The organism is Streptococcus sanguinis, from assembly GCF_003943735.1.
Lineage (GTDB): Bacteria > Bacillota > Bacilli > Lactobacillales > Streptococcaceae > Streptococcus > Streptococcus sanguinis_E.
This window is the reverse complement of record NZ_RJMV01000002.1, coordinates 203,686-218,046: the sequence shown is the minus strand read 5'-3', so window position 1 is coordinate 218,046 and position 14,361 is coordinate 203,686. Positions and strand designations below refer to the sequence as shown.

16 protein-coding genes and 1 pseudogene are annotated in these 14,361 nt (G+C 42.9%); 4 read left to right on the top strand and 13 right to left on the bottom strand.

Annotated elements, in window-relative coordinates; genetic code table 11:
• Positions 1-127: 127 nt before the first annotated feature.
• From D8877_RS03550 to D8877_RS03540, 3 genes are read left to right on the top strand one after another with little or no spacing between them, the layout of a single operon-like run.
• Complete coding sequence (locus tag D8877_RS03550; protein WP_048773904.1) at positions 128-604, top strand: DUF2975 domain-containing protein; 477 nt, start codon at positions 128-130, stop codon at positions 602-604.
• An 8-nt stretch (positions 605-612) separates the two neighbouring features.
• The gene (locus D8877_RS03545) at positions 613-831 is read left to right on the top strand and encodes a helix-turn-helix domain-containing protein (protein WP_002899126.1); all 219 of its coding nucleotides are present in this window, start codon (positions 613-615) and stop codon (positions 829-831) included.
• Between the two features lie 2 nt (positions 832-833).
• Positions 834-2,249, top strand: a complete 1,416-nt coding sequence (locus D8877_RS03540) for a DUF4153 domain-containing protein (RefSeq protein WP_048773902.1) — start codon at positions 834-836, stop codon at positions 2,247-2,249.
• A 131-nt stretch (positions 2,250-2,380) separates the two neighbouring features.
• On the opposite strand, the gene D8877_RS03535 is transcribed toward D8877_RS03540, so the two are convergent.
• Together D8877_RS03535 and D8877_RS03530 are read right to left on the bottom strand one after the other, a co-directional pair.
• On the bottom strand, positions 2,381-2,941 hold the full coding sequence (locus D8877_RS03535) for a DNA-3-methyladenine glycosylase I (RefSeq protein ID WP_125352470.1): 561 nt from the start codon (positions 2,939-2,941) through the stop codon (positions 2,381-2,383).
• Between the two features lie 11 nt (positions 2,942-2,952).
• A complete protein-coding gene (locus tag D8877_RS03530; RefSeq protein WP_125352468.1) occupies positions 2,953-3,417 on the bottom strand; it encodes a pyridoxamine 5'-phosphate oxidase family protein in 465 nt (154 codons plus the stop codon).
• A 24-nt stretch (positions 3,418-3,441) separates the two neighbouring features.
• On the opposite strand from D8877_RS03530, the gene D8877_RS03525 reads away from it, so the two are divergent.
• Positions 3,442-4,059, top strand: coding sequence for a helix-turn-helix transcriptional regulator (locus D8877_RS03525; protein WP_125352522.1), 618 nt, complete (start codon positions 3,442-3,444; stop codon positions 4,057-4,059).
• A gap of 60 nt (positions 4,060-4,119) precedes the next feature.
• On the opposite strand, the gene rpmH is transcribed toward D8877_RS03525, so the two are convergent.
• The 11 genes and pseudogenes from rpmH to D8877_RS03470 all read right to left on the bottom strand — a co-directional run bounded on the left by rpmH (position 4,120) and on the right by D8877_RS03470 (position 14,305).
• Positions 4,120-4,254: a 50S ribosomal protein L34 gene (gene rpmH, locus D8877_RS03520; protein ID WP_002893904.1), complete on the bottom strand. Its 135-nt coding sequence runs from the start codon at positions 4,252-4,254 to the stop codon at positions 4,120-4,122.
• A 138-nt stretch (positions 4,255-4,392) separates the two neighbouring features.
• On the bottom strand, positions 4,393-5,025 hold the full coding sequence (locus tag D8877_RS03515; protein WP_125340299.1) for a ribonuclease P: 633 nt from the start codon (positions 5,023-5,025) through the stop codon (positions 4,393-4,395).
• A 17-nt stretch (positions 5,026-5,042) separates the two neighbouring features.
• Entirely contained in the window at positions 5,043-6,137 is a 1,095-nt protein-coding gene (locus D8877_RS03510) for a DUF6287 domain-containing protein (protein ID WP_125340298.1), read from the bottom strand.
• Positions 6,109-7,134: an RNA-binding cell elongation regulator Jag/EloR gene (jag, locus tag D8877_RS03505; RefSeq protein ID WP_125340297.1), complete on the bottom strand. Its 1,026-nt coding sequence runs from the start codon at positions 7,132-7,134 to the stop codon at positions 6,109-6,111. The genes D8877_RS03510 and jag overlap by 29 nt, the downstream gene beginning before the upstream one ends.
• Positions 7,135-7,155: 21 nt before the next feature.
• The gene (locus D8877_RS03500) at positions 7,156-7,971 is read right to left on the bottom strand and encodes a YidC/Oxa1 family membrane protein insertase (RefSeq protein ID WP_125340296.1); all 816 of its coding nucleotides are present in this window, start codon (positions 7,969-7,971) and stop codon (positions 7,156-7,158) included.
• On the bottom strand, positions 7,955-8,314 hold the full coding sequence (gene rnpA / locus D8877_RS03495) for a ribonuclease P protein component (RefSeq protein ID WP_002926202.1): 360 nt from the start codon (positions 8,312-8,314) through the stop codon (positions 7,955-7,957). Before rnpA ends, D8877_RS03500 begins: the two co-directional genes overlap by 17 nt.
• 148 nt (positions 8,315-8,462) lie before the next feature.
• Positions 8,463-9,848, bottom strand: coding sequence for an argininosuccinate lyase (argH, locus tag D8877_RS03490; protein ID WP_125340295.1), 1,386 nt, complete (start codon positions 9,846-9,848; stop codon positions 8,463-8,465).
• A gap of 14 nt (positions 9,849-9,862) precedes the next feature.
• The gene (locus D8877_RS03485) at positions 9,863-11,062 is read right to left on the bottom strand and encodes an argininosuccinate synthase (RefSeq protein WP_125340294.1); all 1,200 of its coding nucleotides are present in this window, start codon (positions 11,060-11,062) and stop codon (positions 9,863-9,865) included.
• 175 nt (positions 11,063-11,237) lie between these two features.
• A pseudogene (locus tag D8877_RS03480) lies at positions 11,238-11,873 on the bottom strand (DUF6287 domain-containing protein).
• Positions 11,874-11,961: 88 nt separating this feature from the next.
• Complete coding sequence (gltX, locus tag D8877_RS03475; RefSeq protein ID WP_002916599.1) at positions 11,962-13,419, bottom strand: glutamate--tRNA ligase; 1,458 nt, start codon at positions 13,417-13,419, stop codon at positions 11,962-11,964.
• Between the two features lie 106 nt (positions 13,420-13,525).
• Positions 13,526-14,305 (bottom strand): alpha/beta hydrolase, encoded by a 780-nt coding sequence (locus D8877_RS03470; protein WP_125340293.1) that lies wholly within the window; start codon positions 14,303-14,305, stop codon positions 13,526-13,528.
• Positions 14,306-14,361: the final 56 nt, after the last annotated feature.

Here is a 14,361-nt window from a genome sequence, read left to right as displayed (position 1 = left end):
AGAACTTTTTAGAATCTTTCATCTAGTCCTTAAGACTGATTTTATCTTTTTTCGATGGTTTTTTATTGATTATCGATAAGAGTCGTGTTATAGTTACTAAGAAATGAAACGTTAGTCGGAGGAAATTATGACAGACAAAATGAAAAAGACTGCTGAAGATATGAGCATTACTCTTACAAAAATCAGTATCAGCCTTTTATTTATTGCTTCCATTATCCTGATTGCTCTTGGACCTTGGGTCGTCAATCTAGTTATCAAATTTCCCTCTCCTTTCTTTCAAGGGGAGACGCGTTTTTGGATCTTGCTGCTGCTCGGCTATGTCCTAGGCTGCCTAGCGCTGGCCTGCATTGTCCATCTCTATCGGCTCCTTAGCCGCATCGGTAAAAATCAGGTCTTTATCACACAAAATGTTCAGTACATGCGCTATCTTGGCTGGGAAGTCGGCACTGTCGCTCTTATCTCCCTCTTTATGGGACTGACAGCCTATTTGCCCATGCTCTTAGTCACTGTTTCTTGCAGTATCTTGACCCTGATTATCCGTGTCATCCGCAACGCCTTTGGCAAGGCCATTGAGCTGCAGGATCAAGTGGACTACACTATTTAGGAGGTCTTATGATTCAGATAAATTTAGACCTTGTCATGGCGCAAAAGCGCATCAGTGCTGGCCGTTTAGCAGAGCTGATTGACCTAACACCAGCCAATCTATCTATCCTAAAAAATAATCGAGCCAAGGCCGTCCGCTTTTCAACACTCAACGCTCTCTGCCGTGAACTAGACTGCCAGCCTGGCGACATTTTGGAGTATATCCCTGACGATGAGGAGGAGAAATAATTATGGAATATCCAGCACAAGAGCAGATGAATGTCCAGCCTTGTCTGCCCGCAGAAGCAGAACGACAGACCATCTTCACAGGCCTAGAGGATAAGCAACTGCGATTCTTTAAAATCAGCTATCTAATCCTCTATCTTTTAACCTACTTTTACTCTGCAGTATTTTTTAATTATCAAACTGCATCCTTTTTCCCTTTTGCAATTGGTCTTATATTGCTAAGCGAAGCCCTAATCAGGAAATTGGCCTATCCATCACTGCAGATAAAAAATCTTGGCAGCAGATTAGAGGCTAGAAGCTTTCTGATCATGACGCTAGCTCAAGCTCTGGCTTTAAGTCTCTGGGGGCTTCATCGTCAGCTAGAATTGTTTCAATTTCTAGCCATCCACATCTCATTCGCTTTCTATATTCTGTCCCGCACCGGCTGGTTAAGCCAGGGGCGTTTGGGTATCCTGGTCTGGTTTGATGCCATTCAAGTCTTCTGTATCCTGCCCTTTAAAAATTTCATTGCTGCTATTCTAGTCTTTATAGAAGGCAAGCAGCAGGACTCTTCCGACTGCTCTGATAGTCTATCTTCAAAGAAATCCCAACAGCTCGCGATTATTGTCAGCAGCTTCTTTGTAGCAGGAATCTTGGTCTACTTTGTCTGGTCCCAGCTAAGTCAGGTTTCAGACAGCTTTGCCTCCTTCTTCAGCAATACCGCTGATATTATTGAGAATCTACTTGACTCCCTCTTTTCAAGTCTTGATAGCAGCATGATTCTCTTCAAGGCCTTCCTGGCTGTTCCTGTCAGTCTCTACTTGTATGGCCTCCTAGCCGGCAGTCTGTTAGGCAAAAAAGATACTAAACTTAGCTACAAAAAATTCCAAGCAAGTATCCGCCCTTTGCGAGTAGCACCCGCTTTCGCAGCCTACATTATCATCGGCAGCCTCTGCTTGACCTATGCGCTCTTTTTCCTGACGGGTCTGGGTGAGCTCGGTCAGCTCCTAAGCGCCGGAACAGTAGCTCAGTCTATTTCTCCCCAGAATGCTTCGACTGTTGCCGTAGCTGGTTTCTGGCAGCTGGTTCGGGTCTCTATCCTTAACTTTGCAGTCCTAGGCGTCTTCTATCTGATTGCCAAAAAACCGCTCTGGGACCAGAAAGGGACACGATCCGCAGCTACTATTCTCTTTATCTTTACGGGTCTGCTGGCCTTGCTAGCTGGCTGGAAATTATTTGGCATCTATATCTACCTTTACGGACCAACACCGCTGCGCTTGATTTCGGCTTGGTTCATCCTAGTTCTCTTAGTCTGGTGCCTACTGACCCTGATTCGTTTCTATAAACCTATCCAAGCTATCCGCATCGGTATCTTTTACGCCCTGATAAGCTTTACCTTACTCTGCTATCTGTATCCAATACTTTTACCAGTAGCAAAATAAGCAACTGTACTTAACTATACACAAAAAACCAGAAAGAAAATCAATTTCTTTCTGGTTTTATTCTCCTTTTTTACATCATTTACCGGTGTTCGATAATAGACCGCTCACCTTTCTCATTCAAAGGAAAAAAATTATATTCTCAAATCACAGGTCAGCAAATGATCATTGACCATGCCAATGGACTGCATAAAGGCATATACAGTCGTAGAACCAACAAAAGAAAAACCTTTCTTTTTGAGTTCTTTACTAATTTTATCGGATAGATCCGTTCGAGCGGGCACCTCTTCAATACTAGACCATGAATTGACAATCGGTCCATTCTTTACAAAAGACCAAATATAAGAATCCAAACTACCATATTCTTCTTTTAGTTTTAAATAGGCTTTAGCATTTTTTATAACTGCCTTTATTTTCAGCTTATTTCGTATCACTCTTTGATCACTAAGCAATTCTTCAATCTTCTGCTCGTCATAGTTGGAGAGTATTTCAGGATTGAAGTTTTCATAAGCCTCTGTCATAGCATCCATTTTTGACAAAATAGTTTGCCAGCTCAAGCCCGCCTGCTGACCTTCCAAAATCAACATTTTAAAGAGTTTATGCTCGTCATGCACAGGTCGCCCCCAGTCATGGTCATGATAATTTCTCTCAAGCTCACTATTTTCAGCCCAATCGCACCTTTTTACCTCAACCATCTATTTTCTCCTTATAGTTTAATTTTCTCAACTTGATTATTATCTAAGACTAAGAAAGCATCAGAAAAAGAGACCTCAAAAAGTTGCAAAGAGTTTTTGTGTTGCTCAATAATATCTTGATAATAAGGATACTTCTGGACAAAAACGCTTCTTATATCCTCAATAGAAAGCTGACTTTCTTTGACTCTTCCTTGAATCCGGATATACCTCCCATCACCTTTCGGGACTGTTGTAAGAGCAATACGATTATTGATTGCCAGCTCTTGGATTTTATGACTATTTTTAAATGAGATAAAGAACAATTTCTTTGTCTCCTCATCATAGTAAAAATTTACAATTCTTACATTTGGGATATCCTTTACAGAAGTAGCTAGGGCCATTTCTGTCTGTTCTGCCAATAAGGCCTTAAAATATTGATTCATATTTGACTCCTTTATTATTTTTTCTAAAACTAGTATAATATAAAAAGGTATCATTATTTGAAACCATTTAATAAAAATATGGAGTTTAGCATGAATAAATCTCAAAGAATTAACGATATGCTTATTTTCCTCAATAAGAAAAGACAATTCAATCTAAAAGATATTATGAATCGATATCACATTTCAAAAAGCACTGCCCTTCGTGATATTGCCAGCCTTGAAACGCTGGGAATTCCAATTTATTCTGACTTAGGTCGGAATGGCAGTTATAAAATTCTTAGCAACGACTTGTTATCTCCTATTATTTTCTCCATAGATGAAATTTCTGCCTTGTATTTTTCCATGCTGACTCTGGAAAACTACAATATGTGTCCTTTTGATATTGACCTGCAAAAATTAAAAGAAAAATTTGAAAACTCGATTTCAGAACAGCAGTTAAGCAAGATCACAAAAATTGAGAAAATCCTTCAACCAGAAGTCAGAAAGACAATCAACAACTCTCAGTTGCGAATCATTCTTGATATTTTATTGCACAGGCAGGAAGAATTTTTTCCAATTAAGTATGAGCAGCAGTCTCTTCAGGTTCAATTTATCAAACTATATAGCCACAAAGGAGACTGGTATGTGGAGGTCATAAATAAAGACACTGGACAAAAAGAGGAACTTTCCTGCCAGTCTATCGACTTTTACCCGTAAATTTAACACAAAAAACCAGCGGTCTCGAGTCTCCGCTGGTTTCTTGATAAATCGTTTGGATTAAGCAGCCAAAACTTTGCGTCCTTTACGACGGCGAGCTGCCAATACACGACGACCGTTTTTAGTTGACATACGGTGGCGGAAACCATGTTTACGCGCACGACGGATTTTACTTGGTTGATAAGTACGTTTCACGATGAATACCTCCTCTTAGATTCTTGTATTCGTTTAGCCGGCTAGTTGTGATCAGTTACTAAACATACTTTATTATTCTATATGATTCTGGGGCTTTTGTCAATACTTACTTAAATAACTTTCTCTTTGTAAACGTAATCATAAAGTCCGAGTCGCTTCATAAAAGGGAATCAAAGCTGTCATGGCCTCCTGCAGCTGAGACAGCACCTGCTCTCTTGAAGCAGCCTGAGAAAGGGAAACATCGTATTTGACCAAGACCTTACGAACTTGACCGGCCGCTAGCTGCTGAGTAAGGAACTGGCGATTTTCCTCTGTTCCTTCAAAACGCTGACTCACACCATCTATCTGAGCAAAATAATAAGCTGGCGACTGAATGGGCAACTCCAAGACCCGATTTTGCTTGCTGAGGCTGTGCTCATCTTTCTTGCGCTCCATGAAGCTCACCTCCAGCGACACTCCGAAATCTTCTGCAGTTCCATACAAGCGCAGAGCAAACATTGGCTCAGTGATTTCCCCATAACCTTTAAGATAATTCCAAAAATGGGGCCGCAGTATCTGCGCTTGATTCATCCACTGGCTGGTTCGCTCCAAGGTCAGCTTAGGATAGAAGCTCTGAAAATCCTTGACCAAGTCAGCAAATTCCTTGCGTGCCGCCTGGCCTTTAGCTCTCAACTCCAACATAGACTCACGCAGCTGCCCCGCCTTGTCTGGAGATATATACTTAGCCCCTTGATGAGGCAGATAACTTTCAATAGCTGGAAAAAGTGACATGAAAAATCCTTTCTTTTTTACTCTTTATAATAGAATACTTCTGAGTTATTAACGTTAACACTTTGCGTAATAAGAATCCTGTCCCTCTTACGATTAGAAGCATCCATTATTTTTTGATTATCTAAAGTCATAGACATATCTACACCAGCAGGAATAAATAATATCGCTGCACCCGGACCACCATAGGATACGCCACCCTCTAAATAGGAGTTGACTATTTTAAACTGATTTCCTAATTTTAGCCCATTAGTCACCAAACCATTTTTATCAAAGGCCAACTCTTCTCCATTTCCATTTTTCCACGTACCTTCAATACTTGAGAAATCACCGTTTTGAATGCTTGATAAATCCATTTGAGTTGAAATTTCTGGATTGTCCTCTGCTCCTACGGAGCTTTTTGATTGATAAGATTCAATATCTTTCCAAGTCAACGAAGCTAAATCAATTTCTTTTTTAGAAGCTAACCCAAAAACTGAATCTACGCTTTTTTCAGAATTTGAATCTACACCTGCTATTTGAAAATCTGCTTCTTTTAGCACATCTATACCACTATTATCAGATCTCAATTGATAAAGATAACCCTTAGCATCAGGACTTAGAGAATGCCATTGAGCATAAAAGACTGTTCCATCTGCATATATTGTGGCGCTTTCTCGACTTCCACCTGCTGAGGCTACTTTTGATTGAGCTAAATAAGTTGATGTTCCTTGATTCAAATAATAAATAGCCGCTAAATAATAAGCCCCGTCAGAATGATGTCCTGTGATTAATTCATTCGTCCCATTTTTATCAATATCATAGAATGTGTATATCTGCGCACGGCCTTCAGAAGTATCTTTTGTTAATTTATACAAAGTCGAAGCATATAATTTTTCATCTTGTTCTACTGAAATCGAAGAGCTCTTTTGCTTTTTGTCCAATGCACTCTTACTCGAATCAGGAGTATTCTCCTGATTCTTTATTTTATTTTGACCACAGGCAGCAAGTAATGCTAATCCTAAAATAATTAGAAAAACTCTCTTCTTCATAATTCTTTCTCCTGGTTTATTACTACAAAAACCAGCATCTCTGCTGGCTTTCTTTTTATTCGCTGTCAATATCCACAACGACATAGCGGTTTGGCTCGTCGCCTTCGGAATAGCTAGTCACGCCATCGATGCGAGAGATGATGCGGTGGATAATTTTGCGCTCGCTGTTAGACATAGGGTCTGTGTGCTGACCGCGTCGGTCTTCCAAAGCCCGCTGAGCCAGTTTCTGCGCATAGCTTTGCAGCACTTCAGCTCGATGCTCAACATAATCATTGACATTAATGGAAATGTAGAAGCTCTTAGAATATTGGTTATAAAGATAGTTTTGCGCCAAGAGCTGCAGAGCTTTCAAGACTTTTCCGTGGTAGCCAATCACGCGCCCCGGTTCATTGGTATCAATCTGCATGTTGATAGTTCGGCGGTTGTGACTGCTGGAAATGCCCGCTTCAACATCCATCTCATCAACGATTTTCTGAACGTAGTCCGTTACGTTTTCAACTACTTCTTCAATATCATAGTCTGCTTCGACTTGGATGCCTAAATCAGCAAAAGAGCTTTCTTCTGTTTCTGTCGGCTCAGCCTTGTCTTTAGCTGCTTGTTCAAAAGAGATAACCTTGCTATCGCCCTCTTCTGCTTGAGCAATTGACTCATCAATAGCTTGGTTGGTCTTGAGAAGATCAATAGTGCCAGTCTCTTCTAAAATTGTATTGGCTTGCTTGTCATTTTTGAGAATTTCAGCCTTGACCTCATCTGAGATAACTTCGCCTTCGCCTTCGACCTTCTTGATGGCAGCTACCACACGGCCCAAATCAACCGTCGCTTCACTGACAGACTGCACAGGCTCATTCTGAGCATTAATCTCTTCGGGAACACCTTTTACAGCCTTTTGATTGGCCTTGACAACTGTCGTCTCAGCAATCGGCTCGACATCCACCTGAGCTGGCTTTTTGCCAAACAAGCCTAAAAAGCCTTTTTTCTCACGTGAAATAACAGTGATATGCGCTCTCATACGTGGAATATCCAACGTTTTCAAACCATTTTGAATGGCTTCTTCAACACTTGCTCCTGTAAAAATAACCATTGCAAGAGTCCTCCTTCTTACTTACTTTTTCTTTTTCTGTGCTTTTTTCAGGGCACGTTTCTTTTTCTGTTCCAATTGACGCTCTGACCGTTCCTTGTCTTCCCGCTCAGCAATGATTTTAAAAGGATTGCTCAGCAGTAAGGTCTGAACCACCTGATAAGCATTTGAGACCGCCCAGTAGAGGGCTACCCCGCTCGCTGCATAAAGGGCAAAAAAGAAAATCATCACTGGCATTAGGTACATCATGACTGTCATCCCGCCATTTCTCTCAGGCAAGGCCTTGTTTGAAAGCCATGTACTGAAGAAAGTGAAGAGAGCCGCCAACAGCGGAAGAATAAAGGTCGGATCTGTCGCTCCTAGATTGAGCCAGAGGAAGTGACCTGTCTTCATAAATTCAACCCGAGTCAGGGCTTGAAAAAGAGCCAAGAGAACCGGCATCTGGATAAAGAGCGGAATGAATGAGGCATAAGGATTGACACCCATTTCTTTGTAGAGTTTTTGAGTTTCCTCAGCCAAGGCTGTTCTGCTCTCCATATCCTTACCAGGATACTTTTCCTGTAGCTGCTTGATATGCGGCTGTACTTCCTGCAGCTTGCGCGAAGAAGTCGTCTGGAATTGGAAGACCGGCAGGAGAACTGTCCGGATAATCAAGGTAAAGAGAATAATCCCAATCCCCTTGCTTCCACCAAAGGATAGAAAACGAATGGTGTCCGCAAAGAAATAGACCAACTTTTCCCAAAAGCCATGTGAATCGGCCGTTACTTGACTAGTTCCGCAGGCTGTAAGAAAGAGCAACGAGGCAACCAGCAAAATCCCTAATTTACTTTTCTGTTTCACAAATGAATCCTTCCTGATAAAGTTTAGCAATCTTTAATACATGCAATAAATTTTGTTCAACTTGGTGGTAGTCCAACTCTTCCACTCCTTTGCGAGCGATAACTACGAAGTCTGCCTGGACTAACTGTTTCTGATACTGCATCAAGACATGGCGGATTTTTCTTTTAATACGATTACGAACTACTGCATTCCCTAGCTTTTTACTGACGGAAATTCCAACTCGAAAATGCTTTTGCTCTTTTTCTAACATGTAAACGACAAATTTTCGATTAGCAAAACTCTGTCCTCTTTTAAAAATCGCATTAAAATCTTTTTCGCTCTTGACGCGATAGTTTTTTCTCAAAACTCAACTCCATCCACCAAAATTATATCTATTATACCATATTTTTCGAAAATGCCAATAAGAGCCGCTATGACGCTGTTTTTGCAAATATTTAAAAGGTCGATTCACTTAAAAAACACCGCAATTTCCTTGCGATGTTCCCTATATCTTATTCCTTTTCCAGCTGTTTCTTCGCTCTTTCCAACTCCTGACGGATCTGTGCAAATCCCGTCCCGCCAAGGGAATCCCGTTTTTGTACAGCGGTCTGAGACTCAAGCGCTTGATAAATGTCTTCCTCAATCAGTGATGACACTTCTTGATAGCGGCTCAGCGGAATATCCTGTAGATAATAGCCTGCCTTGCTGCATTCCAGCACCAACTTTCCGACAATCTCATGGGCTTCCCGGAAAGGCAGTCCTTTCTTGGCCAGATAGTCAGCCAATTCTGTAGCATTAGAGAAGTCTTGCTGGGTTGAAACCAGCATTTTTTCCTTATTGACTGTCATACTAGACAGCATACCCGCCATAATATCCAGCGATTTTTGGATAGTATCTACTGTATCGAACATGCCTTCCTTGTCTTCCTGCAGGTCCTTATTATAGGCCAAGGGCAGGGATTTCATAACCGTCAGAAGACTGAAGAGATGGCCATAGACCCGGCCGCTCTTACCCCGAATCAGCTCCGCCATGTCCGGATTTTTCTTTTGCGGCATAATGGATGATCCTGTACTAAAGGTGTCTGACAGACTGACAAAGCCATATTCATAGCTGCACCAGTTAATCAGCTCCTCGCAGAGACGAGACAGATGCATGATGAGCATGCTGCTGTTAGATAGAAACTCCAAGATAAAATCTCGATCACTGACCGCATCCAAAGAATTGTGGTAAATGCCTTTGAAGCCCAATAAATCAGCCGTCAGCTCTCGGTTAATCGGAAATGTTGTCCCCGCCAGAGCCGCCGCTCCCAAAGGAGACAAATCCGTATGCTCCAGATTAAAGGCAAAGCGCTGACTATCCCGGCTGAACATCTGATAATAGGCCAGCAGATGATGGGCAAAGCTAATCGGCTGAGCATGCTGCAGATGGGTATAGCCTGGCATGATTGTCTCTACATGCTCCTCAGCCAAGTCCAGCAGCACCTGACGCAAATTCAAGAGTTTATCCGCAATCTGACCGAGCTGATCCTTGAGATAAAGGTGCATATCTGTCGCCACCTGGTCATTACGAGAGCGAGCCGTATGAAGCTTACCAGCCACTGGCCCAATCTCCTCGGTCAGAAGAGCCTCCATATTCATATGAATATCTTCATTACGGACATCAAACTCAAGCTCTCCAGACTCATAACGTGCCAACAGCTTTTCCAAACCTGCCTGAATAACAGCTGCTTCCTCTGGAGCAATGATTCCTGTCTGCCCCAGCATTTTGACATGGGCTAGGCTGCCTTGCAGATCATAAGGAGCCAGACGATAGTCAAAGCCAATGCTGGCACCAAATTCTTCTACCCAGCCTTCCAGAGAGGCTTCAAAACGTCCGCCCCACAGTTTATGATTCGCCATAGGAAAGCCCCTTTCTATTTATCTTTGTGAGCCTGGACCTCTGCGTGAACCTTAGACGGAAGCCCCCATAGCTTGATAAAACCAATCGCGGCATCCTGGTCAAAGGTATCTGCACTGGTATAGGTAGCCAGACTTTCATCATAGAGAGAATTGTCAGACTTACGCGCTACGACAGTCGCAGAGCCCTTATAAAGCTTCACTTTAGCTGTGCCATTGACCACCTGCTGAGTGGACTTGAGATAGGCAATCAGGGCTTCTGTCGCTGGATTAAACCAGAGGCCATTGTAGATGAGATTAGACAACTCATTTTCGATAATTGGTTTGAAATGAACCAGTTCTCTAACTAGAGTCAGATCCTCGATTTCCTTGTGGGCAGCTAAGAGAGTCACCGCACCAGGGCATTCATAGATTTCCCGAGACTTAATCCCTACCAAACGGTTTTCCACATGATCAATCCGCCCAACACCGTGTTGTCCTGCCAAGTCATTTAGCTCAAGGATTAAGTCCGCCAGCTTCATCTTTTTACCATCTAAAGCAACTGGTACACCTGCCTCAAAGTCAATATTTACATAGACTGGGCTGTCTGGCGCTGCTTCTGGTGCAACCGTCAAATCATAGGCATCTTCCGGTGCTTCATTCCAAGGATTTTCCAAGACTCCGCACTCATTGGCCCGTCCCCAAAGGTTTTGATCGACTGAGTAAGGACTATCCAGATCTGCAGGAATTGGCACACCATTAGCTTTGGCGTAATTAATTTCTTCTTCCCGAGACCATTTCCACTCCCGAACCGGAGCAATGACCTTGAGACTGGGATCCAAGGATGCGATAGCCACTTCAAAACGTACCTGATCGTTTCCTTTTCCGGTACAGCCATGGGCAATGGTTGTCGCCCCCGTCTTGTGGGCAATTTCAACCAATTTCTTAGAAATCAAAGGTCGGCTCAGAGCGGACACTAGAGGATATTTTCGTTCGTAGAAGGTGTGTCCTTGCAGAGCAACCAAGACGTAGTCTTCTGCAAACTCGTCTTTAACATCAATAACATGTGATTCGATAGCGCCAACTTTCAGCGCCTTGTCATGAATGAAATCTAAATCATTTCCTTCACCTACGTCCATACAAACCGCGATCACATCATAATCCTTGTTCAGCCAAGTAATGGCCACCGAAGTGTCCAAGCCACCGGAATATGCTAAAATGACTTTCTCTTTAATCATATGATTACCTCTATCCTTCTACATTTTATTTTTAAACATTCTACTGTATGAAAATGCGAATGTCAAGAGGAAATTTAATATTTATTAAAATAAAAGCGTTTTATCGATTTTTATTCAAAATCAATATATTATATACTGGACTCAAAACAAGAAAAAAAGAGTCCGTCAAGACTCCTTATTTTACGCGGTAAAAAACATCGGGATGTTCGGAAACGCTCTGGGTGATGATGAAACGATCTTGACTGGTATCAGTCGGATCTGTCCCATTGACAGTCTCCCCAGCTGGCAGACTCTTTCCTGCTGGAATTATAAGAAAGGCAGCACCGGTTTGGTTTTTCCAACGAATCCCTGCTCGGTAAATCCCATTTTCATCTGGCCCAGAGTAATCTCCTGTCTCAAGCTTGGCAACATCTGACTCGATACCAGACGCATCGAAAGTATAACTGTTCCCTTTGGCATCCTGCCAAGTACCAATCATGCTGGAAAAATCTCCAGAAGCAATAGCCTTCATATCCAAACTAGAAGTTGTTGCAGCCTCTTTCTCCCCTTTGCTAGTTTCCTTGGTAGACTTTTCAGCTTCAGTTTCCGAATTCTGCTGAGAGCCTGTATCAGAAGTTTCCTGATTATCCGCTTAGCCATCAAGTTCGCTCGAATTGCTCCCTCTTTCAGACTTTTTAGAAGATGCGGAGCTAGTCAAACTTGCTTTAGAACTATTGGAAGCAGGATTCGTCTGTTCTTTCTTTTGGTTACAGGTTACTAGCACGAGTAAAGCTACTAGCCCTCCAACCAAGATAATGATCCATTTTTTCATTTTTATCTCCTTAAGGTATTTTCTTATTACGATTGTGACATAAAAACAAAATTTGCAAAGTAAAAACCAGCTCGAAAGCTGGTTTATCTTATTGAATTTGATTCAGCATGTTTTCGATATGCTGGATGGATTTTTCGCGGCCTAGCAGGTAAATCGTATCTGGCAGCTCTGGTCCATGCATTTCGCCCGAAACGGCAATCCGAATCGGCATGAAGAGGTTTTTGCCCTTGATCCCTGTCTCTTTTTGGACAGCCTTGATTTGTGGGAAGATATTTTCCGTCACAAAATCTGCATCAGACATGGCTTCTAACTTTTCTTTGAAAGCTGTCAACACAGTCGGTACCGTTTCACCAGCCATAACCTCACGCTCCGCATCTGTCAACTCTGGGAAGTCCGCAAAGAAGAGGTCTGTCAGCGGCACGATTTCATCCACAGACTTCATTTGTGGTTTGTAGAGCTCTACAAGCTTTTCTGCCTTATCTGTCAAACGGCCCGCTTCTTCCAAGTACGGCTTAGCCAGGGCGAAGATTGTGTCAAAATCCGCATTCTTGATGTATTCGTTGTTCATCCAGTCCAGCTTCTTCTGGTCAAAGGCAGCTGGGGACTTGCTGAGACGTTTTTCGTCAAAAAGCTCAATTAATTCTTGACGAGAGAAAATCTCATGCTCGCCGCCAGGATTCCAGCCCAGCAGTGCAATAAAGTTAAAGACTGCTTCTGGCAGGTAGCCCTTCTTGCGATAATCCTCGATAAACTGCAAGGTATTGGTATCGCGCTTGGACAGCTTCTTACCTGTTTCAGAGTTGATAATCAGGGTCATGTGACCAAATTCTGGTGCTTCCCAGCCTAGAGCTTCATAAACCATGAGCTGTTTAGGTGTGTTAGCAATATGATCATCTCCACGAATAACGTGTGAAATTTCCATCAGATGGTCATCAATAACCACAGCAAAGTTATAAGTTGGGTAGCCGTCTTTCTTCTGGATAACCCAGTCACCACCGATATTGCCACCCTCGAACTCAATTTCGCCCTTGACCATGTCAGTCCACTTATAGACACCAGCTTCATTGACAGCCAGACGAACCGTTGGAATGATGCCCGCTGCTTCGCGCTCAGCGATATAGGCTGCCTTTTCTTCCTCTGACATACCTAGAAACTCATTGATATAACGCGGTGTTTCACCAGCTGCTTCCTGACGTTCACGCTCAGCCGCTAATTCTTCCTCAGTCACATAGGACTTGTAAGCCAAGCCCTTGTCCAAGAGTTCATTGACGTATTTTTGGTAAATATCCAAGCGCTCAGACTGGCGGTAGTTTTCGTGAGTCTCAGGACTTTCGTCCCAGTCAATACCCAGCCAGCGTAAGTTTTCAAGCTGTGAGCGTTCTCCGTCTTCTACATGGCGTTTGCGGTCTGTATCCTCGATACGAATAATGAAGGTTCCGCCATAGTGACGAGCATAGAGGTAGTTAAAGAGCGCAGTCCGCGCATTTCCGATGTGTAAAAGTCCAGTCGGACTTGGTGCATAACGCACTCGAATCGCTTTTGTCAAAGTTCCATTCTCCTATTTGTATTTCGGGGAATCATTCCCACTCCGATTTTCAAACGTAATCATTATATCATACTCTGAGGTCATAATACGACTTTACAGTCTATTTTTACGACAGGCGCTCTTCCAGCTGGAAGTCGATAGGAAGCCAGGCCAGCACATTCTCCATCTGCTTTTCCCAGTAATACCACTCATGCTTACCTGGACTGTGGCTGTAAGTAATCTCCAAGCCTAAGTCTTGCAGATTTTTCACTGCCTCCTGATTGGCCTTGTAGAGAAAGTCTTCTTCGCCACACCATGCCCAAAGCTTAGTCTTTTTATCAGATTGCTTGGCTATACTTTCCAGCGAATGGGGGCTGCTAGTCCAGTCTTTATAGTCTCCGAAAACTCCTCGCCAATAGGCTGGCGTTGCCATTTCAGCATTGTCTGGACGAGCATCAAGAAAACTCAAAGCGCCAGAAAGACTAGCTGCGTATGAAAAGCGGTTAGACTTGAGAGCCAACTTAAAGGCTCCATATCCACCCATGGAAAGACCCGCAATAAAATTCTTCTCCCGCTTATCCGACATATTTGGGAAAAAGCGCTTGAGCACCCGAGGCAGCTCCTCAGCGATGGCTTCGTAATAGTTAAAACCATACTGAGTATCGGTGTACCAGCCGTTGCTGGTATTAGGCATGACAACAATCAAGTTGGTCGAGCGAACCAGACGCTCAATATTTGAGCGCTTGAGCCAGCTATTGTGATTGCCGTTCATACCATGAAGCAAGTACAAAACAGGAATGTCCTTATCATCCGGCTTGTCCACACGAGCTGCGTCCGGATAAAGGACATTGACGCCCCATTCCATCTCCAAAGCCTCAGAATAATACTCTATTTTCATCACTGCCATTCGCATTTCTCCTTCTATCTTTCTGACAAGAAAAAGCCGAAGCCCGACTTTTCTTG

Excerpts from the sequence above, each read along its gene's own strand:
- D8877_RS03550 (WP_048773904.1), top strand. The coding sequence starts at position 128 with ATGACAGACAAAATGAAAAAGACTGCTGAAGATATGAGCATTACTCTT.
- D8877_RS03545 (WP_002899126.1), top strand. The coding sequence starts at position 613 with ATGATTCAGATAAATTTAGACCTTGTCATGGCGCAAAAGCGCATCAGT.
- D8877_RS03540 (WP_048773902.1), top strand. The coding sequence starts at position 834 with ATGGAATATCCAGCACAAGAGCAGATGAATGTCCAGCCTTGTCTGCCC.
- D8877_RS03535 (WP_125352470.1), bottom strand. The coding sequence starts at position 2,941 with ATGGTTGAGGTAAAAAGGTGCGATTGGGCTGAAAATAGTGAGCTTGAG.
- D8877_RS03530 (WP_125352468.1), bottom strand. The coding sequence starts at position 3,417 with ATGATACCTTTTTATATTATACTAGTTTTAGAAAAAATAATAAAGGAG.
- D8877_RS03525 (WP_125352522.1), top strand. The coding sequence starts at position 3,442 with ATGGAGTTTAGCATGAATAAATCTCAAAGAATTAACGATATGCTTATT.
- D8877_RS03515 (WP_125340299.1), bottom strand. The coding sequence starts at position 5,025 with ATGTCACTTTTTCCAGCTATTGAAAGTTATCTGCCTCATCAAGGGGCT.
- D8877_RS03510 (WP_125340298.1), bottom strand. The coding sequence starts at position 6,137 with ATGTCGTTGTGGATATTGACAGCGAATAAAAAGAAAGCCAGCAGAGAT.
- jag (WP_125340297.1), bottom strand. The coding sequence starts at position 7,134 with ATGGTTATTTTTACAGGAGCAAGTGTTGAAGAAGCCATTCAAAATGGT.
- argH (WP_125340295.1), bottom strand. The coding sequence starts at position 9,848 with ATGGCGAATCATAAACTGTGGGGCGGACGTTTTGAAGCCTCTCTGGAA.
- D8877_RS03485 (WP_125340294.1), bottom strand. The coding sequence starts at position 11,062 with ATGATTAAAGAGAAAGTCATTTTAGCATATTCCGGTGGCTTGGACACT.
- D8877_RS03470 (WP_125340293.1), bottom strand. The coding sequence starts at position 14,305 with ATGGCAGTGATGAAAATAGAGTATTATTCTGAGGCTTTGGAGATGGAA.